Source organism: Actinomadura gamaensis (genome assembly GCF_042652125.1).
Taxonomy (GTDB): Bacteria; Actinomycetota; Actinomycetes; order Streptosporangiales; family Streptosporangiaceae; genus Spirillospora; species Spirillospora gamaensis.
The window spans coordinates 203,538-230,432 of the sequence record NZ_JBHSIT010000010.1 but is presented as its reverse complement, the minus strand read 5'-3'; the positions used below and the strand labels follow the sequence as shown (position 1 = coordinate 230,432).

General features: G+C 74.1%; 19 protein-coding genes. 10 read left to right on the top strand and 9 right to left on the bottom strand.

The annotated features are described in order from the left end of the window. Positions 1–13 precede the first annotated feature (13 nt). Positions 14–361 carry a YciI family protein gene (locus tag ACFPCY_RS31295; protein ID WP_378261461.1) on the top strand — a complete coding sequence of 116 codons (348 nt, stop codon included), beginning with the start codon at positions 14–16 and terminating at the stop codon, positions 359–361. Here ACFPCY_RS31295 and ACFPCY_RS31290 read toward each other — a convergent pair. Beyond that, positions 349–1,659 carry a phosphatidylethanolamine N-methyltransferase family domain-containing protein gene (locus ACFPCY_RS31290; protein WP_378261129.1) on the bottom strand — a complete coding sequence of 437 codons (1,311 nt, stop codon included), beginning with the start codon at positions 1,657–1,659 and terminating at the stop codon, positions 349–351. The two genes, ACFPCY_RS31295 and ACFPCY_RS31290, sit on opposite strands and share 13 nt — an antisense overlap. 218 nt (positions 1,660–1,877) lie before the next feature. On the opposite strand from ACFPCY_RS31290, the gene ACFPCY_RS31285 reads away from it, so the two are divergent. The 6 genes from ACFPCY_RS31285 (at position 1,878) to ACFPCY_RS31260 (ending at position 14,189) form a co-directional block, all read left to right on the top strand. Beyond that, positions 1,878–2,927, top strand: coding sequence for an SGNH/GDSL hydrolase family protein (locus ACFPCY_RS31285; RefSeq protein ID WP_378261127.1), 1,050 nt, complete (start codon positions 1,878–1,880; stop codon positions 2,925–2,927). A gap of 138 nt (positions 2,928–3,065) precedes the next feature. After that, positions 3,066–5,960, top strand: coding sequence for an ATP-binding protein (locus tag ACFPCY_RS31280; protein ID WP_378261125.1), 2,895 nt, complete (start codon positions 3,066–3,068; stop codon positions 5,958–5,960). 323 nt (positions 5,961–6,283) lie between these two features. Next, positions 6,284–8,869, top strand: coding sequence for a hypothetical protein (locus tag ACFPCY_RS31275; protein ID WP_378261123.1), 2,586 nt, complete (start codon positions 6,284–6,286; stop codon positions 8,867–8,869). A gap of 13 nt (positions 8,870–8,882) precedes the next feature. Continuing rightward, positions 8,883–10,241 (top strand): S8/S53 family peptidase, encoded by a 1,359-nt coding sequence (locus tag ACFPCY_RS31270; RefSeq protein WP_378261121.1) that lies wholly within the window; start codon positions 8,883–8,885, stop codon positions 10,239–10,241. Positions 10,242–10,251: 10 nt separating this feature from the next. After that, complete coding sequence (locus ACFPCY_RS31265) at positions 10,252–11,604, top strand: hypothetical protein (protein ID WP_378261119.1); 1,353 nt, start codon at positions 10,252–10,254, stop codon at positions 11,602–11,604. 2 nt (positions 11,605–11,606) lie between these two features. Further along, positions 11,607–14,189 (top strand): S8 family serine peptidase, encoded by a 2,583-nt coding sequence (locus tag ACFPCY_RS31260; RefSeq protein ID WP_378261117.1) that lies wholly within the window; start codon positions 11,607–11,609, stop codon positions 14,187–14,189. A gap of 52 nt (positions 14,190–14,241) precedes the next feature. Here the strand turns inward: ACFPCY_RS31260 and ACFPCY_RS31255 are convergent, their stop codons facing one another. The 4 genes from ACFPCY_RS31255 to ACFPCY_RS31240 all read right to left on the bottom strand — a co-directional run bounded on the left by ACFPCY_RS31255 (position 14,242) and on the right by ACFPCY_RS31240 (position 18,178). After that, positions 14,242–15,342, bottom strand: a complete 1,101-nt coding sequence (locus ACFPCY_RS31255) for a hypothetical protein (RefSeq protein ID WP_378261115.1) — start codon at positions 15,340–15,342, stop codon at positions 14,242–14,244. After that, positions 15,339–15,911 carry a SigE family RNA polymerase sigma factor gene (locus ACFPCY_RS31250; protein ID WP_378261113.1) on the bottom strand — a complete coding sequence of 191 codons (573 nt, stop codon included), beginning with the start codon at positions 15,909–15,911 and terminating at the stop codon, positions 15,339–15,341. Before ACFPCY_RS31250 ends, ACFPCY_RS31255 begins: the two co-directional genes overlap by 4 nt. Positions 15,912–16,054: 143 nt before the next feature. Beyond that, complete coding sequence (locus ACFPCY_RS31245; RefSeq protein ID WP_378261111.1) at positions 16,055–17,593, bottom strand: UbiD family decarboxylase; 1,539 nt, start codon at positions 17,591–17,593, stop codon at positions 16,055–16,057. Between the two features lie 27 nt (positions 17,594–17,620). Next, entirely contained in the window at positions 17,621–18,178 is a 558-nt protein-coding gene (locus ACFPCY_RS31240) for a UbiX family flavin prenyltransferase (protein WP_378261109.1), read from the bottom strand. A 195-nt stretch (positions 18,179–18,373) separates the two neighbouring features. Here ACFPCY_RS31240 and ACFPCY_RS31235 point away from each other — a divergent pair, with 195 nt between their 5' ends. Further along, complete coding sequence (locus ACFPCY_RS31235; protein ID WP_378261107.1) at positions 18,374–19,267, top strand: LysR family transcriptional regulator; 894 nt, start codon at positions 18,374–18,376, stop codon at positions 19,265–19,267. Between the two features lie 118 nt (positions 19,268–19,385). On the opposite strand, the gene ACFPCY_RS31230 is transcribed toward ACFPCY_RS31235, so the two are convergent. After that, positions 19,386–20,411, bottom strand: a complete 1,026-nt coding sequence (locus ACFPCY_RS31230) for a hypothetical protein (RefSeq protein WP_378261105.1) — start codon at positions 20,409–20,411, stop codon at positions 19,386–19,388. Positions 20,412–20,490: 79 nt separating this feature from the next. After that, positions 20,491–23,595: a BTAD domain-containing putative transcriptional regulator gene (locus tag ACFPCY_RS31225; RefSeq protein ID WP_378261103.1), complete on the bottom strand. Its 3,105-nt coding sequence runs from the start codon at positions 23,593–23,595 to the stop codon at positions 20,491–20,493. Between the two features lie 97 nt (positions 23,596–23,692). On the opposite strand from ACFPCY_RS31225, the gene ACFPCY_RS31220 reads away from it, so the two are divergent. Both ACFPCY_RS31220 and ACFPCY_RS31215 read left to right on the top strand, forming a co-directional pair. Further along, positions 23,693–24,571 carry an NAD(P)-dependent oxidoreductase gene (locus tag ACFPCY_RS31220; RefSeq protein ID WP_378261101.1) on the top strand — a complete coding sequence of 293 codons (879 nt, stop codon included), beginning with the start codon at positions 23,693–23,695 and terminating at the stop codon, positions 24,569–24,571. 146 nt (positions 24,572–24,717) lie between these two features. Then, on the top strand, positions 24,718–25,626 hold the full coding sequence (locus ACFPCY_RS31215) for an aromatic prenyltransferase (protein ID WP_378261099.1): 909 nt from the start codon (positions 24,718–24,720) through the stop codon (positions 25,624–25,626). A 9-nt stretch (positions 25,627–25,635) separates the two neighbouring features. Here the strand turns inward: ACFPCY_RS31215 and ACFPCY_RS31210 are convergent, their stop codons facing one another. Both ACFPCY_RS31210 and ACFPCY_RS31205 read right to left on the bottom strand, forming a co-directional pair. Further along, entirely contained in the window at positions 25,636–26,529 is an 894-nt protein-coding gene (locus ACFPCY_RS31210) for a hypothetical protein (protein ID WP_378261097.1), read from the bottom strand. Next, positions 26,526–26,858: a PadR family transcriptional regulator gene (locus tag ACFPCY_RS31205; protein WP_378261095.1), complete on the bottom strand. Its 333-nt coding sequence runs from the start codon at positions 26,856–26,858 to the stop codon at positions 26,526–26,528. Before ACFPCY_RS31205 ends, ACFPCY_RS31210 begins: the two co-directional genes overlap by 4 nt. Positions 26,859–26,895 lie beyond the last annotated feature (37 nt).

The window sequence follows — 26,895 nt, the reverse complement described above, 5'->3', positions numbered from 1 at the left end:
GAGTGTGGAGTTCATGCTGATGTTCTGTAGCGACGCGTCCACCGGCCTGACCGACGAGGAGGTCGAGGAGGCGGCCCGGGCGGGCTGCGCCGAGTGGACCGAGGAGATGGTCCGCCTCGGCTACCTGCGCGGCGGCGCGGGGCTGCGGCCCGCGAACGAGGCGGCGACGGTGAAGGTGCGCGAGGAGGACGTCCTGGTCACCGACGGCCCGTTCGCCGAGACCCGCGACCAGATCGGCGGCTTCACGCTGATCGACGCCCCGGACCGCGACGCCGCGCTGGACGCCGCCGCCCGGCACCCGTGGGCGCGGATCGGCCAGGTCGAGGTCCGCCCGATCTGGAACGGCCCTCAGAACACGTAGGGGACGATCCGCCACCGCACCCGGCGGCGGTACTCGTCCCAGTAGGGGCCGTACTTGGCGGCGCAGCGCCGGTCGTCGCGTCCGGTCCGGTCGACCAGCAGGATCGCGAGGAAGATCGGGTAGAAGTACGGCAGCAGGCGGCCGGGCCCGGCGGGCAGGCTCCAGGTCAGCGCGGCGACGAGCTCCGGCAGGTAGTGGAAGTGCCGCGCGAGCCCCCACCAGCCCGAGACGAGCAGCAGGCTGTCGTGCGTCCGCCCGTCATCGGTGGTGTAGCGGGCGCGGATCAGCTCGGGCGGGCGGCCCCAGACGCGGGTCCGGCCGTCCGTGCGGCGGGTGCGCTGCCGCTGCCGGTCGGCGTCGTAGTTGACCCAGATCGCGCCGAGCCCGACGACGAGCAGCGCGACGGCGGCGGGCGCGGGGATGTCGCGCGGGTTCGCCGTCAGGTACTGCGCGGCGAGCGTGTAGACGCCGGGCAGCCAGGTCGTGACGCCCCAGCACAGGTAGTAGCCGAACCGGTCGTGCATCACGTCCAGGCTGGCGAAGTAGCCGCCCTCCCAGACGAAGAACTTCACGATGTAGACGACCTGGAGGAGCACCGAGACGGCGAGCGCGTTGGTGAGGTGGCCGGTCGTGTGGTGCTGGTAGCCCGCGAACGAGACGACGAGCAGGCTCCAGCCCATCATCCCGAACCGGCAGTTGAACAGCTGCTTCAGGTCGATCCCGAACACCGAGGGATGGAGTTCGACGCCCCAGAAGTAGTCCATGACGAGCGTCCGGTTCGCCCCGGCGTCCGCGCTGGACGGCGCGTACCGCCCCTTCAGGTAGAGCAGCCAGCACAGGACGAGGCAGCTCGCGCACATCGTGATGAGCAGTTCCCCGAACCGCGCGTAGAGGACGCCCGGCGAGAACCAGTGCAGCCCGTACGAGCCGGCGAGGAAGGCCGCGTGCGTGACGGCCCACGCGGCGACGCCGTTCAGCCGGTACCGGGGGCGCTGCCCGGCGGGCGTCACCGGGCCGTGGTCGTGGCGGCCGGGCAGGAACCGCAGCAGCAGCGCCTCGAACGCGAGGAATCCGACGATGATCCCGGCCGCCGTCCAGGTCGGCGCGGGGAAGTGGTCGCCGATGACGTCCCAGCCGTCCGCGGTGGTGAGGCGCCACAGCGATCCGCCGAGGTAGCGGCACGTCTCCCACAGGACGACCACGGTCGGCGGCGTCAGGACGACCAGCGCGAGCGGCCACAGGAAACCGCGCAGGAACTCGGCCCGGCGACTCTCCAGCGAACCCGTCCAGGCCGGCATCGGCGGCACCTCGCGATCGTGGCGGCGAAGGCGATCGTGGCGAACGATCCTCGTGAAGGCGATCGTCGTGAAGGCGATCGTGGTGAAGGCGATCGTGGTGAAGGCGATCGCGGCGGAGGCGATCGCCGTCCCTGCCAGCTTCCCTCATCGGCCACATCCGGTCCACCCGGTCACAGGCCCACCCGGAAGATCGGGCGGCGCGCCGGGGTTCACCGGACATGGGAGACACGAACCGGTACGTCCTGCACGACGGCGTGGTGACCGTCGAGGGAGCGCTCGGCCTGGAACGCGGGCCGGGCTGGGTGCGGCCCTGGCGGCTGCCGCCCGAGGACCTGGACCTGCACCATCCCGACCTGGTCGTGCGCGCCGCGAACCCGAGCGGTGTCCGGCTGCGCTGGCGCACGTCCGCGACGCGCGTCGCCGTCGAGGTCGAGCCCGTCGTGGTCGGCGGCGAGCAGGTGGACGAGCTCCGGTACGACCTGTTCGTCGACGGCGGGCCGCACTCCTCGCTCGTCACCGGCATGGACGCGCGCGTCGTGGCCTTCGAGGGGCTGCCGTCCGGGCCGAAGGACCTCGAGCTGTGGCTTCCGCACCGTCCGGCCCTGAAGATCGGGACCGTCACCGCCCCGGACGGCACGATCGAGCCGCCCGCGCCGGACGACCGCCCGCGCTGGGTCGTCTACGGCAGCAGCATCACCCACGGCATGACGGCCGGACCCGCCGGGACCTGGCCCGCCGTCGCCGCGCGGCTGCTCGGCCGCCACCTCACCAGCCTCGGGTTCGGCGGCCAGTGCCACCTCGACCCGCTCGTGGCGCGCGCGATCGCCGGCCTGCCCGCCGACCACATCACCCTCAAGCTCGGCATCAACGTGCACAACCGCGCGTCGATGCGGGAGCGCGCGTTCCTGCCCGCCGTCCACGGCTTCCTCGCCACGCTGCGCGAGCGCCGCCCGGACGTGCCGATCACGGTCGTCTCGCCGATCCTCAGCCCGGAGCGCGAGACGAGCACGCGGACCGTCCGCGAGGAGGACGACGGAACGATCGTCGAGGCGCACGGCGACCTCACCCTGGAGGCGATCCGCGACGTGCTCGCCGAGGCCGTCCGCGTGCGGCGGGCGCGCGGCGACCGCCATCTCACCTACCTGGACGGCCGCGAGCTGTTCGGCCGGGACGACCTCGCGCACCTCCCCGACGGCCTCCACCCGGACGCCGAGGGCCTGCGCCGCATGGGCGAACGCTACGCCGCCCTCGCCCGCGCGGCCGGCTGATCCGGGCGCCCTGCGCGCCATGGCGGAATGGATCTTGCCGGGGTTTAATGGCGGCACGGGGCCGTTGGGGTAGTCCGAGCCGAGATCGGTGGAGTCCGAGCCAGAAGAGACCGGGGTCGGAGGGCGGATGCGCGGCCTATGAGTGCGGACGGTCGGACGGTCGTCGGACGGGTCGTCTCGCCCCTGCTGGTGGGGCGGGACGAGGAGATGGCGCGGCTGGTGGCCGCGGTGCGGCGGCCCCCGGCGGTCGCCGTGGTGACCGGTGAGGCGGGCATCGGCAAGACCCGCCTGGTCGCCGAGATGGCCGCCCGCCCGGAGCTTGCGGGCCGGCGGATCCTGGCCGGGACGTGCCGCCGGATCCGCGAGCCGTTCCCGCTCGGCCCGATCGTCGAGGCGCTCCGCGACACCGGGCCGGCGCTCGCCGAGGCGGGCCTGTCGCGGGTCGCGGGCGCGCTGCGTCCGCTGCTGCCCGAGCTGGAGGACGTCCTGCCGCCCGCGCCGCAGCCGCTCGGCGACCGGCTCGCCGAGCGGCACCGGATCTTCCGCGGCCTGGCCGAGGTGTGCGCCGCGCTCGGCCCGGCCGTCCTGGTCGTGGAGGACGCGCACTGGGCGGACGGGCAGACGCTGGAGTTCCTCGACTACCTGCTGTCCGCGCCGCCGCCCGCGCTGTCGGTCGTGGTCACCTACCGGGGCGAGGACGCGGGCCCGGACCTGCGGCTCGTCTCGGCGCGCCCGGCCGCCGAGGTGACCCGCGAGCGGATCGAGCTCGCCCCGCTGGACGTCGCCCGCACCCGCGAGCTGGCGCAGGCGATCCTGGAGGCCGACCGCATCACCGACGAGCTCGCCGCCTACCTGTGCGAGCGCGGATCGGGCGTGCCGCTCGCCGTCCAGGAGCTGCTGGCGCTGCTGCGGCAGCGCGGGACGCTCGCCTGGCGGCACGGCCGCTGGGCCCGCCGGACGGTCGCCGAGCTGGACGTCCCGGTGCGCGTCCGCGACTCGGTGCTGGAACGCGTCGCGCGGCTGTCGGACGGCGCCCGCGCGGTCGCCGAGGCCGCCGCCGTCCTCATGACCGGCGTGCCGCAGTCCGTCCTGCTGGACGCCGCCCGGGGCGGCACCCCGGACGGCCTGGACGAGGCCGTCGAGTCCGGGCTGATCGCCGAGCGCGGCGGCGGCTTCGGGTTCCGGCACGTCCTCGCCGCGCAGGCGGTGTACGAGGAGATCCCCGCCGCGCGCCGCCGCGACCTGCACGGCCGCGCCGCCGACGCGGTCCGGCACCTGGACCGGGTGCCGCTCGGCGTCCTCGCCCACCACCTGCGCGAGTCCGGGCGCGTGCGGGAGTGGGTGGACGTCGCCGTCCGGGCCGCCGAGCAGGCGATGGAGCTGCGCGACGACGCCGAGGCGTTCCGGCTGCTGGACGGCGTGCTGCGGGACGCCGAGCTCGGGCCGGTCCGGCGGGCGGAGCTGACCGTCCGGCTGGGCGAGGCGGCGTTCGAGCTGCTGCACGTCCCGGACCTGCGGCCGGTGTTCGCCCGCGCGCTGGACGCCGACCTGCCCCGCCGGCTCCGCGCCGAGCTCCGGTTCCGGCTCGGCCTGCACCTGGACTCGGTCGGCCTCGACCCGCACGAGAAGTGGGCGACCGTCCGCGAGTCGGTGGAGGACCTGGACGGGCGTCCGGACCTCGCCGCGTGGGCGATGCTCGCGCTCGGCATGCCGACCGAGCCGACCGGCCTCGCGGTGGCCGAACGCGCGCGCTGGATGGACCGCGCGGTCGCGACCGTCCCGCGGATCGAGGAGCCCGCGCAGCGGCAGTTCGTGCTCGGCAAGGCGGCGATGGCGCGGCTCATCACCGGCGACCCGCGCTGGACCGGGCTGCGGGACCGGCTGCGCGCCGCGCCCGCCGAGATCGACTCGCGGCGCGCCAACGCGTTCTACTCGCTCGGGCTGGCCGCCGGGTACGCGGGCCACCACGAGCTCGCCCGCGACTCGCTGCGGACGGCCCTGTCGATCGGCACCGAGGTGGACCCGACCGGCGGGATCGCCTACCGTAGCCGCGCCGGGCTGCTGCTGGTGTCCTACCTGCGCGGCGAGTGGGACGGCTTGGCCGACGCCGCGCCCGAGGTCCTGGACGGCCTGAGCGACCGCACCGAGCGGATGTTCGCCGAGGCCGTCGCCGCCTGCCTGGACGTCGCGACCGGGAGCCGCCCGGACGCCGTGGCGCGGCTGCGCGAGGTCGGCGCGATGGCGATGCCGGGCGACGGGATGCTGCTCGGGATCATCGTGGAGGCGTGGCTGCGGCCCGCGACCGCGAACGGCGAGGCGGCCGCGGCGCTCGCCGACACGGCCGCGCACGTCGAGCTGTGGGAGTCGCGCGGGATGTGGGCGGTCGGCGTCCGGGCGGTTCCGGCGCTGGTCGGAGCCATGATCGCGGCGGACCGGACGGGCGCGGCGCGCGAGCTGACAGCGCGGTACACCGCCCGATTGGACGGACTTGACGCGCCACTGGCCGGATGTGCGCTACCGTACGCGCGCGGGTTGCTGGCCGCCGCCGAGGACGGCGGCGGCAGGCGCGCGGCGGCGGAGTTCGCGACGGCCGCGCGCGCGTACGACGGGCTCCCCGCGCCGTACGAGGCGGCGCGGGTGCGAGAGCACGCGGCCGGGGCGCTACGTGGGGTGGACGCCCCGGCCGCGTCCGCGCTCCTGGCCGAGGCAGCCGCCGCGTTCGGCGCCCTCGGCGCGCACCGCGACCTCGACCGCGCCGCCGGCACGGCCCGGCGCTGGGGGATCGACGTCGGGGCGCGTCCGGCCGCCCGGCGCGGCCCGCGCGGCTACGGCGGCGCGCTGTCCCCGCGCGAGCGCGAGGTCGCCGAACTCGCCGCGACGGGCCTGACCAACCGCGACATCGCGGGCCGCCTGTTCGTGTCGCCGAAGACCGTCGAGAAGCACCTCGCCTCGGCGCTGCGCAAGCTCGGCCTCCGCTCCCGCGCGGCCCTGGCCGCCCACCTCGCCGAGGGCCCGGACGCCGCCACCGGCTGACCCGCTCCCGCCCCGAAGGCACCCGGCTGACCCGTCCCGGACGCCGCCGCTGGCTGCCCCGCCCCGCCCGCACCCCCACGGGTTTCGGCCGTCCCGTCCCGCACCCCCAGCGGTTTCCGGACGCCCCGTCCCGGCCGCGAATGGGTGATCTTCCCCATGCCGCCGCACCCCGCCGCGCCGTGATCCTTTCGGCATGACCGGAGTGCAGGTCGTTCGCCCGGACGAGCCGGACGAACCGGAGGAGCCCGAGGCGGAGGACGAGGAGTGGGTGGACGCCGCCCTCGTCTGTCCGGCGGCGAATCCGAGGAGCGACAGGAGGACCCGTGTCCAGATTCCGACTCACCGCGGCGCTCGCGCGAGCGCGGCGGACCGAGCAGGCGGGGCGACGAAGGCGGCGGGGGATGGGGGCCGCGGTCGGCGTGACCGTGGTGCTGGCGACGGCGGGGGCCGCCGCCGGGACGGCGACGGCGGGACCGGGGGAGCGCGCCCCCAAGCCGCCCGCGCCGCGCGTGGGTCCGAGGCCCGCGCTGCCGGCGAAGGCGTCCGGGAAGGTCGTGAAGAGCGCTGACGTCACGCTCGTCACCGGCGACCGCTTCCGCGTGGACGTCTCGGCCGACGGCTCCCAGCAGGCGACCCCGCTGAGCGCCACCAACAAGCAGGGCGCCACCAACAAGCAGGGCGCCACCGGCAAGCAGGGCGCGACCGGCAAGCAGGGCGCGACCGGCAAGCAGGGCGCGACCGGCACGCAGGGCGGGACGTTCGCGCAGTTCGACTACAACGGCGACACGTACGTGATCCCGGCGAAGGCCGCGCCGTACGTCGGCACGGTGCTCGACCCGCGCCTGTTCAACGTCGGCTACCTGGTCCGGGCCGAGCTGGACGACAGGAACGCCAAGTCGGTGCCGGTGACGGTGCAGGCGTCCGCGGCGAAGGCGGAGGCGCTGCCCGGGACGAGCGTCACCTCGTCGTCCGGCGGGACGGTCCGGGCGAAGGTCACCAAGAAGGACGCGGCCGGGCTCGGCAGGCTGCTGTCGAAGAACTGGCGGACGGCTCGCGACAAGGGCGGCCCGGCCGCGCTGTCAGGCGTGGACCGAGTCGCGCTGGCCGCGCCCAGCGGTGCGCCGAAGCTCCCGCTCGCGCCGCCGCTCGTCCAGCAGCCGTCCCAGCGGACGGCGGCGACGGCCGGAGTCCGCTTCCACAACCTGACCGTCGACGCGATCGACCAGGACGGCCGGCCCGGCGTGATGATCGGGTTCGTCCACAACGTCGACGACGTCGCGCTCGCGGACTTCGGCATCGACTTCCCCGGCGGCGGCAAGCGGGCGTTCAGCGTCCCGGAGGGCACCTACAGCATCGAGGCGAGCGTCTTCACCGGTCCCGGCGACGACCCGGACAGCCGGGCGGCGCTGGTCATCGAGCCGGAGGTCACCGTCAAGGCCGACACCACGGTCGTGCTGGACGCGCGGAAGGCCGTCCAGTACAAGACCGACCTCGCCGCGCCGCCGAAGCCGGACATGCCGCGCATCGACTTCATGTCGTTCATCCGCGCGGACGCGCACGGGAACGAGACCGGCGTCCCGCCGAACGGGCTCGGCGCGCTGCTCGGCTTCTACAACATGCGGCTCGGCTCGGCGGTCTTCAACGGCTATCCGAAGCTCTACGCGACGCCGACCAGGACCGTCACGAAGGGCGCCCTGCACTGGGCAACGACGACCTCGCTGAGCACGGGCACCGAGGAGGCGCTCGGCGCCGGCCCCACCTACAAGATGATCTTCATCTCGGAGGGCTCGGTCCCGGCGGACCTGACGCGCTCGATCGCGCCGTCCGACTTCGCGACCGTGAAGTCGCACCTGCGCAACAAGCCGTGGGACGACCCGTCCGACGGCCCCCGGGACTTCTTCACCACCGCGTTCCTGCCCTGGTCGTACCTCCCGGTCGGCTTCTCGGGGCCCGTGCCGACCGGTGACCGCACCGACTACCTGTACAGCGACGCGCCCGACGAGGTGTTCTGGGAGTGGGGCTACAACCCGGACAAGGGGGAGCGGTTCAACGACCTGCGCCGCACGCTGAAGCCCGGCCAGGTCGTCCAGCAGGAGTTCGCGGCCTGGCCGATCACGCCGTCCATCGCGGCCGACTACCTGGTGACCACCGGCTTCGACATGGGCGGCGGGGGGCACCTCCCCGGCGGCGGCGACGCCCTCGCGCAGGCGTGCGCCGCCTGCCGCCAGGGCGATCTCGGCGCGCTCTTCCTGAAGGGCGGCGCGGACGCCGACCCCACCCACCACTACTACTACGCCCCGGTCGAGGGGAACCGGCTGCGGTTCTACCGGGAGGGCAGGCTCGCCTACGACTCGCAGACCGAACCCGGCGCGTTCAGTCCCGACCCGGCGAACCTGCCGCTGCTGCCGCGCCCCGCGACCTACCGCCTGACCTGGGACCTCGCGGAGCCCGCCACCCCGGACGCCCCCGTCACCACCGACTGGACGTTCCGGTCCGCGCCGGCCGACGCGGCGGCGACCCTGCCGAAGACCGCGTTCTGCGGCCTGGACACCTCGCGCGGCTGCTCGTTCCTCCCGCTGCTGTTCGTGAACTTCGACCTGAAGCTGGACGACGACTCGCGCGCGAAGGCCGGGCAGCCGTTCGACATCGGGTTCCGGGTCTCGCACCAGCAGTACCAGGCCGCGCCGACCGGCGTCACCGCCACCGTCGAGGTCTCCTACGACGGCGGCGCCACCTGGTCGAAGCCCGTGGACGCCTCGGCCGGATCGGACGGCGTGTTCCACGCGGGCGTCACGCACCCGGCCTATGACCGGGACCACCGCTGGGTGTCGCTGCGGGTCACGGCCCGCGACGCGGACGGCTCGTCCGTCACGCAGACGAACGTCCACGCCTACCGGCTCGACGGCTGAGCGGGGAGCTGACATGAGGATCACCAGAACGAGGCTGGCCATGCTCGCCGCCGCCGGCGCGCTGACGTTGCTCGCCGCCGTCCCGCCCTCCGCGACGGCCGCGCCGAAGACCGCTCCGGCGTCCGCGCTCGCGTCCGCTCCGGCGTCCGCACTCGCGTCCGCTCGGGCGTCCGCTCCGGCGTCCGCTCGGGCGTCCGCTCCGGCGTTCGCGCCGGGCGCGGCCCCGCAGGGACGCCCCGGCTGCGCCGCCGCCAAGGGCGACTGCATGCTCGGGGTCGCCAAGCCCAAGGCGGGCAAGGCCCGGACGTTCACCGCGAAGGCGGGCCTCGCCGCCCCCGGCCCCGGACGCGTCGCCGCGCAGAAGGCCGCCGCGGGCGGCATCCCGCCCGGCGGGCTCACGGCCGCCGACCTCCAGGACGCCTACAAGCTGCCGAGCGACCTGCTCGGCGGCGGCAGCACGATCGCCGTGGTCGTCCCGATGGACACCACCTCGGCCGAGAAGGACCTGAACACCTACCGCGCGGCGAACGGCATGCACGTGTGCGACGCCGAGTTCCCGTGCCTGCGCAAGATCGACCAGCGCGGCGGCACGACGCCGCCGCCCGCCAGCCCGAACTGGACGCTGCACACGGCCGTCGGCCTGGACATGGCCTCGGCCGCCTGCCCGAACTGCTCCCTGCTGCTCGTCGAGGCCGACGACGACACCCTCGCCAGCCAGGGCGCGGCCGTGGACCAGGCGGTCGCCCAAGGCGCGCGGACGGTCGTCGTCATGGACGGCTGGTTCCCCGAGTACGAGGGCCAGGACGCGATGGCGCCGCACTTCGACCACCCCGGCGTCGCGATCGTCGCGGCGTCCGGCGACACCGGGTTCAACGGCGGCGGCCACGAGCTGCTGCCCGCCGCGTACCCGACCGTCGTCGCCGTCGCCGGGACGGACCTGTACCGGGACCCGGCGACCAGGCGCGGCTGGGCCGAGACGTCCTGGCGGGCCACCGCGTCCGGCTGCTCGCTGTACGAGAAGCGGCCGTCCTGGCAGCGCGAGGGCGACTGCGGGGACCGCCGGACGGTCGCCGACGTCGCGGCCGTCGCGTCCGACTACACGCCGGTCAGCGCGTTCAACTCCGGCAACGGCGGCTGGGTGAACGTGTCCGGCGGCCCGGTCGCGCCCGCGCTCGTCGGAGGCGTGTACGGGCTCGCGGGCAACCCCGCGTCCACGCCCGCGCCGCAGCGGCCCTACACCCACCGCCGGTACATGTTCGACATCACCTCCGGGACGAACGGCACCTGCGGCGGCAGCATCCTGTGCACCGCGCGGACCGGCTACGACGGCCCGAGCGGCATGGGCGCCCCCAACGGCACCGGCGCCTTCTAGGAGACATGCCATGCGAATTCCCCCACGCTCACGACACCCCCGCGAACGCCTCCCACGCAGACGCCACTCCAGCGAACGCCTCCCACGCAGGCGCCACTCCGGCGAACGCTTCTCACGCAGGCGCCGCCCTGGCGAACGCTTCTCACGCAGTCTCCGCCCGGCCGCGCTGCTCGGGCTCGGCGCGCTGATCACCAGCGCGGTCACCGGCGTCCTCGCCGCCGGCCCGGCGGTTCCCGCGAACGCGGGCTGCTCTCCCGCCTGGAGGCTGGAGACCCCGGCGCACGCCGCGTCCTCCGTCCAGGACGTCCAGGTCCTCTCGGCCAAGGACGTCCGCTTCACCGCCAGCATCGACTTCATGTGGGGCGGCGGCATGTCGGAGTCGGTCTGGAACGGCTCCGCGGTCACCGCCACCGGACCGCAGATCCCTCACCAGCCGAAACGCGGTGGCTTCGCGGGAGGCCACAGCTCGTACGACTCGCCGTCCAGCGGATGGGTGCTCGTCACGCCCGGCGGCGGCACCGGCGACGTCGCGACGACGATCCTGGGCCGGTGGTACGGCGGCCGCTGGACGCTGTACCCGGGCGCGGTCTCGTCCGATCCGGAGAAGAGCCGCGTCCGGCTGTCCGACGTCGCGTCGGTCGCGCCGGACGACGCCTGGGCGGTCGGCGACCTCGACGGGAACGGCGCGCTCATCGAGCACTGGGACGGCACCGAGTGGAAGGCCGTCGACAACCCCGGCGCGTCCTCGCGGGGCGTGCAGCTGTGGCAGGTCAGCGCGTCCTCGGCCAAGGACGTCTGGGCCGTCGGCTTCCGGCGGCTGCCGAACGCCGGGGCGTTCGTCCCCTACGCGCAGCACTACGACGGCGCGAAGTGGTCCGAGGTCACGATGCCGGAGGTCGGCGCGCCCGACGGCGTCGCGAGCACCGTCCTCGCGAAGGGCCCGAACGACGTCTACGTCGGCGGCTGGCGCGGTAGCTGGGGTGACTGGAACGGCTACAAGCCCCTCGTCATGCACTGGGACGGGCAGAAGTGGTCCGTCGACACCGGCCCCGCCGGGGTCGTGAGCGGCGGGTTCATGGACGGCCTCTACGCCCCGGGCCCGAACGACCTGTGGGCCGTGTCCGGTTCGGCCGTGCTGCACCGTACCGGAACGGCCTGGACGAAGGTCACCCCCGAGGGCGCGCAGCCCGGCGGCCCCAACGTCGAGGGGATCCACTACTTCTACACGGCCGTCGGCGGCTCCGGTCCGACCGACGTGTGGGCCGTGGGCCAGGCCATCTCCACCGACCCGTCCCCGACGCCGGGCACGGCCCTGGCGAGCGTCCACACGGCGCTCGCCCACCTGACCTGCGGGAGGAAGTGACCATGCGGCTCACGAGACTGGCCGCCGGGGTCACCGCGGCGGTGGTGGGGGCGGCGTCCCTGGTGACGGCCGCGGTGGCGTCCGGACCGGCGCAGGCGGCACCGTCCCCTGGGGCGAAGCTCGACGGCGACCTGGTCGCCGCCTACTCCCGGGCCGGCGCGACCGGAACCGCGAACCTCTGGGTGCGGATGTCCGACCGGGCCGACCTGGCGGGCGCGCCGAAGCTCAAGGACCGCGCCGTCCGCGGCCGGACGGTCGTGGACGGCCTCAAGGCGAAGGCCGACCGGACGCAGAGCCCGGTCCTGAAGGCGCTGAAGGACGCCGGGCTCACCGGCCGCTCCTACTGGGCGACGAACGCGGTCTACGTCGCGAACGTCCCGGAGAAGGTCGCGCTGAAACTCGCTGCGATCCCGGGCGTGGCGGAGCTCAGGCCGTCCCGCACATACCGGGTGCAGCAGCCGATCGTCTCGCCGAAGCCCGAGCCGAAGGCCAAGCTTGAGCCGAAGGCGAGGCTTGAGCCGAAGGCGAAGGCGAGGCTCAAGGCGGCGGCGGAGTCCGGGGTGGCCTGGGGTGTGGCCGACATCAAGGCCGACCAGGTCTGGAGCCGGACCGGACGGCACGGCGAGGGCCTCGTCGTCGCGAACGTCGACACCGGCGTCCAGTACGACCACCCGGCGCTCGTCCGGCAGTTCCGCGGTACCAACGGCGACGGGACGTTCACCACCGACTACAACTGGTACGACCCGTCCGGGACGTGCAAGACGGCGATGCCGTGCGACAACGCCGGCCACGGCTCGCACACGATGGGCACGATGGTCGGCGACGACGGGCAGGGCGAGCGGATCGGGGTCGCGCCCGGCGCGAAGTGGATCGCGGCGAAGGGCTGCGAGACCGACAGCTGCTCCGACACGAGCCTGCTCGCCGCCTCGCAGTGGATGCTCGCCCCGACCGACCGGAACGGGCAGAATCCCGACCCGGCGAAGCGCCCGGACGTGGTGAACAACTCCTGGGGCTCGCAGCCGTCCAACGACCCGCTGTTCGAGGACGTCCAGCTCGCCTGGGCCGCCGCCGGGATCATGGGCGTGTGGGCCAACGGCAACAACGGCCCGAACTGCGAGACGGCGGGCGCGCCCGGCAGCCGCACGATCAACTACTCGGTCGGCGCGTACGACGCCGGTGGCAAGATCGCCTCGTTCTCCAGCCGGGGCCCCGGCCAGGACGGCACGGTCAAGCCGAACATCTCCGCGCCGGGCGTGGACGTCCGGTCGTCCATCCCCGGCGGCCAGTACGCGACGATGAGCGGCACCTCGATGGCCACCCCGCACGTCGCGGGCGCGGTCGCGCTACTGTGGTCGGCCCGTCCGGAGTACCGGCAGGACCTGGCCAAGACCCGCGAGCTGCTGAACCTGACCGCGATCGACACCCCCGACGACCAGTGCGGCGGCACACCCGAGAACAACAACGTCTACGGCGAGGGCAGGCTCGACGTCCTCGCGGCGGTCACCGCCGGGACCGCCGGGCTGAGCGACCTGTCCGGAACCGTCACCGACGCCGCGTCCGGGCGGCCCCTCGCGGGGGCGACCGTCCACGTGACCGGGCCGATGGACCGGAGCTTCACCACCGGCGCGGACGGCGCGTACCGGTTCCGCCTGGTCGCCGGGAAGTACGAGATCAGCACCACCGCGTTCGGCTACGTCACCGGCACGACCACGCTCACCCTCGCCAAGGACGGCTCGGCCACCCAGGGCGTCGCGCTGGCGCCGACTCCGCGCGTCGACCTGACCGGCACCGTCACCGACGGCTCCGGCAAGGGCGGCGGCCTCCCGGCGAAGGTCACCGCCGAGGACGGCGACGGCCACACCTGGGCCGCGACCGCCGACGCGTCCGGCAGGTACGCCCTGCCGCTCCTGCCGAACCTGTCCTACACCGTCACCTACGCGTCCACCGAGCCCGGCTACGACCCGGCGACCCGCAAGGTCGCGCTAGGCGCGGCCGGCCAGACGCAGGACGTCGCCCTGACCGTCAGCCTCGCCTGCATCGCCAAGGGCTACAAGGTCACCCGCGACGGCAGCACCGAAGGGTTCGACGCGTCGCGCCTGCCGAAGGGCTGGCAGGTCACGAACGTCGATCCGCACATCCCCAACTACGCCTACCAGCCCGGATGGCAGTTCACCGATCCGGGTAAGCGCGGCAACCACACCGGCGGCACCGGCGGCTTCGCCGTCGTCGACTCCCGGCACACCGGCCCGGGGCACGTCCAGGACACCTACCTGACCAGCCCGGTCTACGACCTGTCCAAGCGCACCAAGGCGACCGTCGAGTTCGCCGAGGACCTCAAGCCCGCCATCAACTCCACGACCTCGCTGGACGTCAGCCTCGACGGCGGCCGCACCTGGACGACCGCATGGACCGCGAAGGGCTTCCCGGGCGCGCCCGGACCGTCCGTGCGGGTCGTGCCCGTCCCGCAGGCCAACGGCAAGGCGAACGTCCGCTACCGCCTCCACTACCGGGGCCAGAACTCCGGCTGGTGGGCGGTCGACAACGCCTTCACCGGCGACCGCACCTGCACGCCGTCCGCCAACTGATCCCTAACGGAGAAGCGCCCGAACGAGAGTTCGGGCGCTTCCCCTTTCCCGGTCATGCGAAGGGGTTCGGGACACCCTTGCCCTTCGGCAGGACGGTCAGGTTGGAGATGAGTCCCCTGATGCCGCCGATCCCCTGGAGGCGCGCGAAGGCTTCCGGCGTGCAGGTGACGCGAAGGGCGTACCCCTGGACGTCGCTGACCCAGTAGGTCGGATAGCCGGACCTGACGTAGAACACGGCGTGACCGGCGATGGTCGTCCGGGCGAGGGTGGGATCGTTCTCCACGTGGTCGCCTTCGGCCGCCGGGGTCACGGCGATCGACAGGCCCTTCGCGCCCGGGGCCGTCCCGCCGTCGAGTTCGCCGCCGAAGCCCGGCGCGCCGGACTCCGACTCGGTCGCGTACAGCCCGGTGACGCGGAAAGTCTTGTCCAGCCCCTTGATCCGCACCGGGAAGCTGACCGGGCCCCGGTTCGGCAGCGCGCCGTTCTCCCCGTACCGGATGTTCAGCGCGATCCGGATGATCGTCTGCACGTCCCCGGACACCTGCGGCCCGACGTCGAGCGTCGCCCAGAACCCGGACGGGAGCCGCCAGGTGAGCGTCGCGGTCCCGCGTCCGGGCCGGCTGACCCAGTACCCCTGCATCGTGCCGACCGTGATCCGGATCGCGTTCTGCGGGACGGTCGTCTGCTGCGGCGGGCGGACGCCGAACCGGACCGGCGCGTCGGCGGGGCCCATGTGGAAACCCGGACCGGCCGCCGACAGGGTCCACGTGTACCGGTCCTCGGACGGGGAGACGACGCTCATGCCGATCTCGCGGTAGCCGGAGGGCAGCCAGCCGAACGAGGCCTCCCGGCGGAGGGCGAGCGCGCCCGCCACCCTGGTCTCCCCGGGCGCGACGCCCTGGGCGACCGCCGTGTGGCGGTTCGCCGGGGTTCCGCGGTCCGAGACGGTGTAGGCGACGCCGGCCACGGCGACGCAGGTCGCGGCCACGGCGGCGATCGTCCCCGCCCGGCGGGCGCGCCGGGTCCGGGCGCCGCGGGCGCGGGCCTCGGCGATCCGGACGCGGTCGGACGGCGGGAGCGGGGCGTCCGCGAGGTCGCGCAGGCTCTCGCGCAGGCTCGCGCGGAGGCTCTCGCGGAGGTCGGTCTCGTTCATCGGTCCTCCAGGGAGCCGCGCAGGGTGGCCAGGGCACGGGCGGTCTGGCTCTTCACGTTGCCCTCCGAGCAGCCGAGCACGGCGGCGGTCTCGGTGACCGACAGGTCGCAGTAGTAGCGCAGGACGATCGTGGCGCGCTGGCGCGGGGCGAGCGCGGCCAGCGCGTCGCGCAGGTCGAGGCCGCGGTCCGGGTCGCCGCTCTCGGCGGGCCGCTCCGGGGGCGTGACCAGGGCCGTCCGCCGCCACCACGCCTTGCGCCGCTCCGCCAGGAACTCCCGGACGAGCACGACGCGCGTGTAGGCGTCCAGGCTCTCCGCCCGCCGGGCGCGGGCCCAGTGCACGTACAGCTTGTAGATCGTCTGCTGGGTCAGGTCGTCGGCGGCCGCCCAGTCGCCGCACAGCAGGCGGGCCGTGCGGCGGATCCAGTCGACCCGGCCCGACACGTAGGCCGTGTAGCCGTCCTCGCCGTCCTCCGCCGCGCCATCCTCCGCCGTGCCTTCGGCAGCCCGCAGCGCGAGCTGCTCGCCGGACACGGACGCGGCGGTCATGGGCCGGTCCAATTCGTGCATCGCTTCACACCCACCTGATGGGTCCGGCCGCCCCGCGGGTTGCATGAGGGCCGGGGAAAAACCGCGTCCCGCACGGCCGGTCCGGTCGACCAACTATGCGGGACGCGCGTCGATGCAGGTCACAGCCGTCGATGAGCGATGGGTCACAGTGCGCGGATCACGGTACGCGGAGGCCCGGCCGTCCCCTGACGCGAGGGATAGCCGTAGTCGTGCCAGTGGGTGAGGACGCGCCGCCGGACGTCCTCGGGCCAGCCGTTCTCGAACGAGCCCTTGACCGGACGGTCCCCCTTGGGGAACAGGTCGGCGAGCAGGCAGTTGTGGACGACCTTCCCGGCCCGGTAGGAGTGCTGCTCGGCCTCGGAGAGGTAGACCGAGAGCGCGGCGGTCGGCTCGGCGGGGAAGCGGATCTCACCGTGCTCGGGATGGGTGCGGGTCGCGAACGCCCACACGACCTCGTTCACGTCGGTGATGTCCACGTCGTCCTCGACGAGCAGGATCTTCGGGACGCCGAACCCCGCCTTGCCGGAGAAGACGATCTCGCCGATCCGGTGCGCCAGCTCGGCCGCGCCGATGCCGAGCGTCTCGTGCCAGTCGGCGCGCATCGCCACCAGCAGCCAGTGGTTCGCCGACTCGTAGGAGAACCAGGACGAGGTGACCGGCAGCCCGGCGCGGCGGAGCTGGTAGAGGATCTCGGCGGCGTGCATCGTGCCGGTGCCGGTGTGGTCCTCCTCGACCGGCGGCCCGGCCGCGACGACGGGCAGGATCGCGCCGTCCCGGTGGGTGATCGCCGAGACGTGGAAGACCGGCTTCTCCGAGCGCTCCAGCGCGTTGTAGCCGGGGTACTCGTTCATCGGGCCCTCCATGGCCGTCTCGTCGAGGGCGATGTGGCCCTCGACGACGATCTCGGCCGTGGCCGGGACGGGCAGGTCCACGGTCTCGGCGCGGACGACCTCGACGCCCTCGCCGAACAGCGCGCCGACGAAGTGCGACTCGTCGGCGCCTTCGGGCAGCGGCATCGCGCCCGCGTAGGGCAGGGCCGGCTCGACGCCGAGGGCCAGCGCGATCGGCATCGGCTCGCCGCGCTCGGCCCACCGCGCGCGGATGATCCCGAGGTGCTGCGGGCCGGGGATGAGGCAGGAGAGGCGGTCCCGTCCGGCGATCATCATGCGGTTGACCGACCAGTTCGTCCAGGACCCGTCGGGGGTGCGGGCGATGTTCAGGCCGTACGTCTGGAGGTAGCGCCCGCCGTCGTTGCCGTGGATGAGCGGCGTCGGGAACTGGAACAGGTCCACCTCGTCACCGAGCAGGACGTTCTCCTTGACCGGCGCGTCCGCCCTCGGGACCGTCCGGGGCGGCACGCCCGCCCGGTCGCGCGCCGCGACGACCGTCTCGACGATCTCCCGCCCGGACGCGTCGGCGGGCAGGCCGAGCGCGAGCGCGATCCGCGCCAGCGGGTGCGCCGGCCCGGACAGGCCGCCGGGCGCGCCGAGCACGCGGAACCCGGTGCCCCGGTAGCCGGTGATCGTGCTGAACAGCGGCGCGGCGGCGCGCAGGTCGTAGGAGCGGCGGATGATCGCGCCGATCTCCAGGTTCCAGTCGACCTCGCGCTCCACCCGTTGCAGCTCGCCGATCCTCTCCAGCTCGCCGACGAACTCGCGCAGGCTGCGCAGATGCTTTGCCATGGTCTTCAAGGGGCCTTCCGGAAGGTGTCAGCCGCCCCAGCGGGGCAGGTCGGGGACGTCGATCCCCAGCAGGTCCAGCGCGCGCCCGGCGGTGTGGTCGACGATGTCGTCCACGCTGCCGGGGCGCAGGTAGAACGCCGGGACGGGCGGCATGACGATCGCGCCGGACTCGGTCGCGGCGGTCATCGCGCGCAGGTGCCCGAGCGTCAGCGGCGTCTCCCGGACGAGCAGCACCAGCCGCCGCCGCTCCTTCAGCGTGACGTCCGCCGCGCGGGTCAGCAGGTTGTCGTTCATTGAGTACGCGACGGCCGACAGCGTCCGCACCGAGCAGGGGGCCACGATCATGCCGTCCGTGCGGAACGACCCGGACGCGATGGCCGCGCCGACGTCCGCCGGACGGTGCACGACGTCGGCGAGGGCCGCGAGGTCGCGCGCGCCGAGATCGGTCTCGTACGCGCGGGTCTGCTGCCCCGCGGGCGTGACGACCAGGTGCGTCTCCACGCCCGCCTTGCGCGCGAGTTCCAGCACCCGGATCCCGTACGCGATCCCGGTCGCGCCGCTGATCCCGACCACGAGCCGTCGCACCCGTGCCTCCCGTTCCGGTCCGTTCTGGGGTCGGGCCTCACCCTCGTCCACGGCACCCGGGTGCATCAACGGCGAAGTTCTCGTCGAACGATGAGCCACGCTTCTCGATGCCGTTCCGGGCTCGGCCCGTCAGCGGCGGACGACCGTTCTGGGAGGATTCCGGTGTCCGCCGGGACGGGGTGGGGGAGGGGCGCGATGGAGCTGACCGAACTGGAGGCGTTCTTCGTCCTGTCGGAGGAGCTGCACTTCGGGCACGCCGCCGAGCGGCTGCGCCTGTCGCAGTCGCGGGTCAGCCAGCTCATCCGCGCGCTGGAGCGCGACCTCGGCGCGCCGTTGTTCACGCGGACGAGCCGGAAGGTGGAGCTCACCCCGCTCGGACGGCAGGCCCTGACGATCCTGAGGCCGCCCTACGACGCGCTGCGCGCCGGGTACGCCGAGACCCGCGCGGTCGCGCACGGCGTGGTCGGGCGGCTGCGCGTCGGGTTCCTCGGCGGGGTCAACGGCCCGGCGTTCGCGGGACTGCTGACGGCGTTCGCCGAGCGGCACCCGTCCTGCGAGCTGACGACGCTGGAGGTGCCGATCACCGACTTCTACGGCGCGCTGCGCCGGGGCGAGATCGACCTCGCGCTGACGCTCCTGCCGGTGGACGAACCGGACCTGGAGGTCGGCGACCCGATCGCGTCGTTCGAGCGGGTCGTGGTGCTGCCGGTCGGCCATCCGCTGACCGGCGCGCTCACCGTGGACATCGAGCGGCTCGCCGGGGAGTCCCTGCTCTGCGGCCCGCCCGAGCTGCCGGACGTGTTCCGGCGCGCGTACTTCCCGGCGGCGACGCCGAAGGGCCGTCCGCTGGCGTCCCGCGACGGCGGGCGCACCTACCAGGAGACGTTCACCATGGTCGCGACCGGGCACGGCCTGACCCTCACCCACGCCGGGATCGCCGAGCTCTACCGGCACCCCGGCGTGGAGTTCCGCCCGCTGCGCGGCCTGCCGCCCGCCTATGCCGCGCTGGCCTGGCGCGCGTCCGCCGACAAGCCGCAGATCACCTCGTTCGCCGCCCTGGCGCGCGCCCGGGCCGTCGGCGTCGCCTGACCGGCCTGACCGGCCCGACCGGCCCGACCGGCCCGACCGGCCCGACCGGCCCGAGCGGTCTGACCGGCCGGAGCGATCCCGGCGCGGTTCCGGAGCAGTTCCAGTGTGAGGAAGACGGTCAGTGCGCGGCGTAGAAGTCGGCGACGGCGTGGAACGCCTTCTTCGGCTCCCAGGGCATTCCGGGGTAGGCGGTGCCGAGGCGGTCCTCGTACACCTTGACGATGCCGTAGCTGGCGAGGTCGAGGTCGTCGCGCGGGTCGGCGGCGTCGGGACGGTGCACGTGGTTGTGCAGCGCGAAGGTGAACACGAACGCGGCGTCCACGCCCGCCTCGTCGAAGATCTCCAGGAGTTCGCGCACGTGGGCGGCCTGGCCGTCCTCGTCGCGCTCGCGCGCCTCCTTCAGCCGGACGGGCCCGCGCCGGTCGTCGTACTCGACCAGGTCCAGCCCGTGCGCGCCGAGGTCGCCCGCGCCCCGGTACCCGGCCGACCCGAACTCGGTGACGGCGACCGGCCTGCCCTGCGCGACGATTCCCCGGACGCCCTCGGCGAACCGGTCGGCGATCTCGGCCGAGCGGTAGAGATCGACGGAGACGATGTCGAACGGCGTCCAGTCGACGTTCTCCAGCGGCACGGACGCGTAGGTGAGCCTGCCGCCGAACCGCTCGCGGACGACCTCGGCCGCCTTGCCGAGGAACGCGTTGACGCGTCCGCTGAGCGATCCGATGTGCTCGCGCAGGCGGTCGGGTCGAAGCAGCAGGGCGACCCGGTCGGCGGTGCGGTCGCCGGGCAGGAAACCCTTGTTCATCAGGCTCATCTCGGCTCCGGCGACGAAGACGACCTCGGCCCCGGTGCGCCGCAGCCGCTCGGCGCGCTCCGCGCAGTCGGCGAACAGCGCGAGGATCTCGTCCTCGGCCAGTTCGAGCGGGTAGGGCGAGAACCAGACCTCCAGCCCGAGGCCCGCCGCGATCCCAGCGGCCGTCTCCAGCCGCGCCGGGTCGCCGCCCATGATCCGGACGGCGTCGCAGTGCAGGTCGTCCCGGATGACGCGCAGCTCGCGCTCCACCGTCACCGGGTCGAGTTCCTTGCGCGAGATCCCGCCGCCGTCGACGAACCCCGTGTCGTAGCTGATGCCTTTGGCGCGCATGGCCGTCCACCCTCCGCTTAAGGTACTGGACGTACCTTAAGCGGGGTCGACCGAGGTGGGCAAGGCCGGGCGGGTCGGGTCATCTGAGGCGCTCGCGGACGCGATCGACGTCGAAGCGTTCGGCGGGCGGCAGCGGAGCGCCCACGGACTCCCGGATCGCCTCGGCCTCCGCGAGCAACCGCGCCGCCTCCGCGAGCAGCCGCGCAGGCTCGGCGGGCGGCGGCGCGGGCTTGCCGTCCCGGGCTGCGGCCTGCGCGTTCTGGGCGGCGAGGCTGCGTGCCCCGGCGAGGCCCTCCAACGCGAGCGCGACCGCGCGCGGGTCGTCGGTCTCGCGCGCGGCCTCCAGGGCGATCGCGTGCAGGCGCGCGGCGGACTCCGCGTCGCCGCGCTGCTCGGCGACGAAGCCGAGCTGGGTGTGGATGAACGCGATGCCCGCCGTCCCGCCGATGCCGCGCAGCCACGGCAGCCTGCCGCGCAGGTGCGCCTCGGCGGCGTCCAGGTCGCCGCGCCTGCGGGCGACCAGGGCGAGGCCGATCGCGGCGAACTCCTCGGCCGACCGGGACGACCGGTCGCGGGCGATCTCCAGCGCGCGTTCGTGCAGGTCGTGCGCCTCGTCGAGGTCGCCGTCCAGGAGCGCGACGCGGCCGAGCCCGGACAGCGCGAACGACACCTCGGCCCACATCCCGAGCCGTTCGGCGCGGCTCATCACCTCGCGCCGCATGTGGGCGGCCCGCCGGTAGTCGCCGACGATCTCGGCGTGGCGGGCGACGGCGTCGGCCGCTTCGAGCTCGCCCCACGCGTCGCCGAGCTCGCCGAACAGGCGCAGGCTGCGTTCGGCGTCCCGCTCCATGTGCGCGAGGCCGCCGCCCACCATCCGCAGCTTCGCGCGCGTGCCGAGGACGGCGGCCTCGCCCCACCGATCACCCTGCCGGACGAACATGTCGAGCGCGCGCTCCAGGCGAGCATGGTTCGCGGGCAGATCCCCGTACGGCCAGTGGACGAACGTCAGGAACCACAGCGACCACGCGTCCGCGTCCGGCCCGAGAGCCTCCCTCCGCAAAGTCTCGGACTCTTCGCCTTCGCCCGACAGCATCGTCAGGCCGTTCAGCCAGACGCGCGTCCGGCGGAGCACGGGTTCGGGCGCGTCCTGGGCGAGGGCGAGCGTGAGGTAGCGGCGCGCCTCGTTGAGCCGTCCGCGCAGGAACCAGTACCAGCCGAGCGTGTTCGCCAAGGCCGGGTCGGCCCGGTACTCCAGCGCGGCCCGGAAGTTGGCCGCCTCCTTGTCGAGGCGCTGAAGCCAGGTCTCCTGCTCCGCCCCGCGCAGGCGGGGGACGGCCCGCTCGGCGAACTCCGTGTAGTAACGCGCATGACGCGCGCGCACGAGGTCTTCCTCGCCCGCCTCCCGCAGCCGCTCCAGGCAGTAGTCGGCGACGGACTCCAGCAGCCGGTACCGGCCGTCCTCGGTGAAGACGACGAGCGAGCGGTCCACGAGCCGGGTGAGGACGTCGATCCCCGGATCGCCGCAGACCTCCTCGGCCGCGGCGAGCGTGCAGCCGTCCCGGTGGACGGCCAGCCGCCGCAGCGCGGTCCGCTCCGGCCCGCTCAGCAGCTCCCAGCTCCAGTCGATCACCGCCCGCAGCGTCTGCTGCCGTGCCGGGCCGCCGCGCCGGGTGAGCAGCCGGAACCGGTCGTCCAGCCGCGCGGCGAGGTCGGCCACGCCGAGCGCCCGGACGCGCGTGGCCGCGAGTTCGAGCGCGAGCGGGAGGCCGTCCAGGCGGCGGCAGACGGCCGCGACCGCCGCCGCGTTCTCCTCGCCGACCGTGAAGCCGGGCGCCGCCGCGGCGGCGCGCACCGCGAACAGCCGCTCGGCGTTCCCCGGTCCCAGCGGCCGGACGGCCTGGACGCGCTCGCCCGCGATCCCCAGCGGCTCCCGCGACGTCGCGAGGACGGTCAGCTCCGGCGCGGCGGCGAGCAGCCGTCCGGTCAGGTCGGCGACGGCGTCCACGACGTGCTCGCAGTTGTCCAGGACGAGCAGCGCCCGGCGCGGACGCAGCGCGGACACCAGCCCCTCCACCGGCGAGGACGCGTCGGTCTCGTCCCGGTGGCCGAGCACGCCGGCGACCGCGTCCGCCAGCTCGGACGCGTCGCGCGGGCGGCTCCCGGCCAGCTCCACCAGCCACGTCCCGTCCGGGTACGCCGCCGCCGACCGCGCCGCGATCTCCAACGCCAGCCGCGTCTTGCCGACGCCGCCCGGACCGGTGAGCGTGACCAGCCGCTCGCCGCGCAGCGCCGCCCGCGCGAGCGTCACGTCCCGCTCGCGCCCGACCAGCTCGCCGAGAACGGCGGGCAGATTCGACACCGGAGCCGCGGGCGGATTCGACACCGGACCCGCAGGCAGATTCGACGGCGGAGCCGCGGGCTGGTTCGACGGCGGAGCCGCGGGCTGATCGAGCGTCGGGGTGGCGGGGCGCAGCTCGTCGGCCTGCCGGAGGATCGACCGGTGCAGCGCGGTCAGCTCGGGGCTCGGATCGACGCCCAGCTCGTCGGCGAGGAGCCGCCGCAGCGCCTCGTAGTCCGCCAGCGCCTCGGCCTGACGGCCCGCGCGGTACAGCCCGAGGATGTGCGCCGCGCGAAGCCTCTCCCGAAGCGGATGCTCCGCGACCAGCTCGCCCAGCATCGGGATCTCGCCGATCTCCAGGCGCGCTTGCGCCTGCTCCTCGATCGCGCTGAGCCGCGCTTCTTCCAGAGGAACCTTCGCCGGGATGTCGAAATCGGCGAACGCCGGGCCGCGCCATAGCGCGAGCGCATCGTCGAACAGCTTCACTCGTGCGCGCGCGTCCCGCTCGCCTCGTGCGCGCGCGACCAGCTCGGCGAACTGGCGCGCATCAGTGGCCGCGGCGACGAGGACATAACCGGGTGGCTGCGACTTCACCAGGGCGCGTCCACCGGGTTCGGCGTCGTCCAACGCCTTCCGTAGCTGGGACACGCGCGCCTGCAACGTCCCGAGCGGATTGCGCGGCGGACGGTCTCCCCACAGCTCCTCGACGAGCCGGTCGGACGAGACGACCCCGCCCTCGGCGGCGAGCAGCACCGCCAGCAACAGCCGGACCTTCGCCTCGGGCACCCGGACGGGCTCGCCGCCGTCCGTCCACACCGCGAGCGGCCCGAGCACCCCGAAACGCATGGGCCCCAGCCTACGGACGAACCCGTAGCGCATCCGAAGGGAATCCGTAGCGCCGGACCCGAAGCTGAGGCCACACCAACGAACAAGGAGAAACACCATGTCGGTGACCGTCATCGGGCTCGGCCCCATGGGCACGCGTATGGCCGAGGTCTTCCTGGAGAAGGGCCACGACGTCACGGTCTGGAACCGGACGGCGAGCAAGGCCGAACCCCTCGTCACCAAGGGCGCGACGCTCGCGCCGACCGCCGCCGAGGCACTCGCCGCCAACGAGTTGGTCGTCCTCAGCCAGACCCACTACCAGGCCATGTACGACTCGCTGGAGGGCGCCGAGCACGCGCTGGAGGGACGCGTGCTGGTCAACCTCAGCTCCGGCAGCCCGGACGAGCTGCGCGAGGCCGCGAGGTGGGCCGAGTCCCACGGCGCGCGGCTGCTGCCCGGCGGCATCATGGTGCCGGTCCCCGGCATCGGCACGCCCGTCGCCGAGACGTACATCGCCGGGCCGGAGGACGTTCTCGAACGGCACCGCGCGACGCTCTCCGCGATCACCGCCACCTCCTACGTCGGCGCGGATCCGGGCCTGGCGATGCTCTACTACAACGCCGGGTTCTACCTCTTCGTCGCGACGATGGCGGCGTTCATGCAGGCCACGGCCCTGGTCGCGAGCGCCGGGGTGTCGCCGCGCGAGTACGCCGCGGTCGCGGCGCCGCTCGTCCGCAGCCTCGGCGAGGACGGCCCGATGGGCTTCGTGAAGAGCTCGGCCGAGCAGATGGAGACCGGCGACTATCCGGGCGCCGCCGACACCGTCCTCATGGAAGCGGTCAGCGTCGGCCACGTGGTCGAGTCGGCCCGCGCCGCCGGGATCGACACGTCCGTGCCGGAGGCGGTCAAGGCCCTGTTCGACCGCGCCGTGGACGCGGGCCACCGCGACGAGGGCCTCGGCGCGATCTACGAAGTGATCCGCAAGCCGTCCGCGTGACCCGCGGCCGGAATCCCCGCGCGGCGGTGTTCGCCGCCGCGTAGGGGATTCCCTGTGGCCACCACGGAGATTCTCACCTAACCGGACGGCCTGACATCATGGGAGAGGATCCGGCCCGACCGGCGTCCCAGCGGAGCGGAGGAGACATGGCCGCGTCGTTCCAGTTCTCTCCCGAGCAGTTCCTCTCCGACCTGAAAACGACGGCGGACGCCCTCGGCGCGCCCTATTCCGAATCCGTCGCGCGGGCCGTCCTCGACGCCTATTCGGACTGTTTCCGCAGTGGCGCGGTTCTCTGGCGGGCCACCGACCGGGCGGACGACCCGCTGAACTACCGCTTCTACGAACGGCGCCACACCGACACGGTCGGGGCGGCCGTGCGCGCCGGGCTGCTCCGCGCCGACAACCCGCTGATCGGCCTGATCTCGTCCTGGAGCGCCCTGTACGGCGCCGAGTCCACCGAGCTGGTCGACTTCGACGCCGGGCGGGGGATCGCGAAGACCTGGGTGTTCCTCGGAGGCATGCGGCCGGTCGGTGAAGTGCTGGGCGCGCCCGCCGTTCCGGAGGCGTTCCGCCGGCACGAACCCCGTTTCCGAGCCCTGGGCCTCACTTCGGTCAGGCATGTCGCCGTCGACTATCCGGGGAACACCGCGAACCTCTATTTCAGAACGTCCCACAGAATCACCAGGGACGACGCCGAGCGCCTCATTTCCCTCGCGCACGGAAAGCCGCCCGGCCCTTCGCTGTTCACCGACATGCGCACCTTCACCCCGCCCGACGGCTACACGTTCTCCGTCACGATGGGGCTGGCCGACGGCGAGATCCAGCGGGTCGGCTTCTACGCCCTCCGGCTTCCGGCCGGCCGCCTCCCCGCCGTCGGCGAACGCCTGACCTCGTTCTTCCGCACCTCCCCGTCGCGCGACGACGAGGAGACGAACATCGTGGCCTGGTCCTTCGGGCGGGGCGGGGAGAACTACATCAAGGCCGAGCACAGCTACTGCGGCGGCCTGTCCGGCCTCATGAAGTCCTGGCGCAGCCCCATGACGGCCGCCCGCTGACCCGCCGGGTCAGCGCACCGGGCGCGGCGCGGAGCGGAAGCCGAGGAACAGGATCAGCGCGAGGCCGGCGGCCACGTCCGCCGCCCTCGGCACGGGCACGGTCACCCACTGGCCGAGGGAGACCAGCAGCGGCGCGGCCAGCAGCGCGCCCACGCGGCGTCCGTGCGGGGTGCGCAGGCCGTTCAGCACGAGCGCGGCGAGGATGACCGTCCACGCCTCCTCGTAGTACGGCGTGTCCCCGGCGATCACCGCGCGCAGCGCCGGGTCCTCGATGCCGCCGAGCACCTGCGCGGTGAACGCGGCGGCGGCGAAGCCGAGCATGAGGAGGGTGGCGGGACGTCCGAGCACCCGCGCCCCGCGCCGCGGCCCGTCCGAGAACGCCAGCGCCGCCATGGTCAGGACGGGGGTGACGAGCCCGAACGCGATCAGGCTCAGGGACGACGGGGTGGCCGGCGCGCCGCTGATCGTCCAACCGCAGAGCAGGGCCAGGCCCCCGACCGCGAACCACCGTCCGAGGGAGCCGCCCCACCAGGCCAGTCCCAGCGCGATCGCCCCGGCCGTCCAGAGCGGCGTCGCCCAGACGACGTACGACCAGAAGCCGGAGTGCAGGGGGAGCGCGCCCGTCGCGGTCTTCACGACCAGCTTCGCGAACGACGCCGTGGCGACCGTCAGCAGCAGCGGCGCGACCAGGCTGACGACGGCCAGCGCGTCGCGCCACTCGGGGGCGGTGTAGGGCCTGCCGAGGCCGCGCAGCCGCACCTTGAGGCCGCCGGCGACCAGGTCGAGGGCCTCCCGCGGGCCGCCTCCGCTCTCGGCGAGGACGGCCAGCATCTCCTCGCCGTACTCGGCGCGGTGCCGGCGGGGGTAGGCCCGGAGAAGCCGGCCGTTCCACCGGTCGTTCACGCGATCCCTCCCGCGGCGCCGAGCCGGGTGGCCGCGGCGTCGGCGCCGCGGCGCATGCGGCGTACCTCGGCGGCCAGCGCGTCCGCCCCGGCCGCGGTGATCCGGTAGTAGCGGCGGAGGCGGGTGTCCACGACCTCCTCGCGGTCCACCTCGATCAGCCCCTCGCCGCGCAGCCGGTCCAGGGCCGCGTACAGCGTGCCGGTGCGCAGCCGCACCCGGCCCTGGGAGATCTCCGCGGCGTCGGTCATGATCCCGTACCCGTGCTGCGGCCCCTCGGCCAGCGCGGTCAGGATCAGGAAGGTCGGTTCCTGCATCGCCCGTGTGGTCATGCGATCAACATATGCCGATGATCTACCTATCGGCAAG

Coding starts and splice junctions, on each gene's coding strand:
- ACFPCY_RS31290 (WP_378261129.1), bottom strand. CDS start 1,659: ATGCCGGCCTGGACGGGTTCGCTGGAGAGTCGCCGGGCCGAGTTCCTG.
- ACFPCY_RS31205 (WP_378261095.1), bottom strand. CDS start 26,858: ATGACCACACGGGCGATGCAGGAACCGACCTTCCTGATCCTGACCGCG.
- ACFPCY_RS31225 (WP_378261103.1), bottom strand. CDS start 23,595: ATGCGTTTCGGGGTGCTCGGGCCGCTCGCGGTGTGGACGGACGGCGGC.
- ACFPCY_RS31220 (WP_378261101.1), top strand. CDS start 23,693: ATGTCGGTGACCGTCATCGGGCTCGGCCCCATGGGCACGCGTATGGCC.
- ACFPCY_RS31245 (WP_378261111.1), bottom strand. CDS start 17,593: ATGGCAAAGCATCTGCGCAGCCTGCGCGAGTTCGTCGGCGAGCTGGAG.
- ACFPCY_RS31270 (WP_378261121.1), top strand. CDS start 8,883: ATGAGGATCACCAGAACGAGGCTGGCCATGCTCGCCGCCGCCGGCGCG.
- ACFPCY_RS31280 (WP_378261125.1), top strand. CDS start 3,066: ATGAGTGCGGACGGTCGGACGGTCGTCGGACGGGTCGTCTCGCCCCTG.
- ACFPCY_RS31285 (WP_378261127.1), top strand. CDS start 1,878: ATGGGAGACACGAACCGGTACGTCCTGCACGACGGCGTGGTGACCGTC.
- ACFPCY_RS31250 (WP_378261113.1), bottom strand. CDS start 15,911: ATGCACGAATTGGACCGGCCCATGACCGCCGCGTCCGTGTCCGGCGAG.
- ACFPCY_RS31215 (WP_378261099.1), top strand. CDS start 24,718: ATGGCCGCGTCGTTCCAGTTCTCTCCCGAGCAGTTCCTCTCCGACCTG.
- ACFPCY_RS31255 (WP_378261115.1), bottom strand. CDS start 15,342: ATGAACGAGACCGACCTCCGCGAGAGCCTCCGCGCGAGCCTGCGCGAG.
- ACFPCY_RS31260 (WP_378261117.1), top strand. CDS start 11,607: ATGCGGCTCACGAGACTGGCCGCCGGGGTCACCGCGGCGGTGGTGGGG.
- ACFPCY_RS31265 (WP_378261119.1), top strand. CDS start 10,252: ATGCGAATTCCCCCACGCTCACGACACCCCCGCGAACGCCTCCCACGC.
- ACFPCY_RS31235 (WP_378261107.1), top strand. CDS start 18,374: ATGGAGCTGACCGAACTGGAGGCGTTCTTCGTCCTGTCGGAGGAGCTG.
- ACFPCY_RS31295 (WP_378261461.1), top strand. CDS start 14: ATGCTGATGTTCTGTAGCGACGCGTCCACCGGCCTGACCGACGAGGAG.
- ACFPCY_RS31230 (WP_378261105.1), bottom strand. CDS start 20,411: ATGCGCGCCAAAGGCATCAGCTACGACACGGGGTTCGTCGACGGCGGC.